A 733-nucleotide genomic window follows, 5' to 3' on the forward strand; every position below is an offset into this window, starting at 1 on the left:
CCCCGGCTTCGTACGCCTGCAAGGTGTGCGCAATGGCGTGTCGACCACCGCCACCTTCGCGCTGACCGGCCTGGACGCGGCGGGCAACCTGAACTTCGGAACCTACAGCACCGGCGCCTTCGGCAACACCGAGTGGGACTATGTCTACGCCTTCGGCTTCGCCTGCCCCACGCCGGGCACCACCGGCAGCTGCACGGCCTTTGGCACCGACCGAGCCCAGTTCGCGCTGGATGACGTCGTCATCGAGCACGTGCCCGAGCCCGCCAGCCTCGCTCTGCTGAGCGTCGCCGGCCTTGCCGCCTTCCGGGCCAGCCGCCGTCGCGCTGTCTGATCCGCCGTTTGCATCGAAAGGACTCTTTGATGAAGATGAAACTCAAGCCCGCCGCACTGGCGACGCTGGTTCTGCTCTCAGGTTTGGCCACAAGCTCCTTTGCGCAGGATCGCAAGACCTACATCGTCCAGCTCAAGGACGAACCCGCTGCCTCCTACCAGGGCACGGTGTCAGGCCTGGCCGCCACCCAACCGGCAGCCGGTGAAACCTTCAAGTACGGCAGCGCTGCCGTGCAGGCCTACATCAGCTATCTGAGCCAGCAGCAAAGCAATGTGATCTCCTTGGTCGGCAATGCGCCCGTCCTGGCGACCTACAAGACCGTGTTCAACGGTTTTGCCGCCAGCCTGACGGATGACGAAGCCCGCTCGCTGRGCACCAACAGCCAGGTCGTCGGCCTGTGGC

Annotated in this window: 2 protein-coding genes; both read left to right on the forward strand. The window is 65.2% G+C overall.

Annotated elements, in window-relative coordinates; genetic code table 11:
• Positions 1-331: NF038120 family PEP-CTERM protein (locus AC1DU6_RS33895; RefSeq protein ID WP_477862788.1), on the forward strand; the 331-nt coding region annotated here is incomplete at its 5' end.
• 29 nt (positions 332-360) lie between these two features.
• On the forward strand, positions 361-733 hold a 373-nt coding region (locus AC1DU6_RS33900), incomplete at its 3' end, for a protease inhibitor I9 family protein (RefSeq protein ID WP_477862790.1).

The organism is Roseateles sp. P5_B10, from assembly GCF_056400485.1.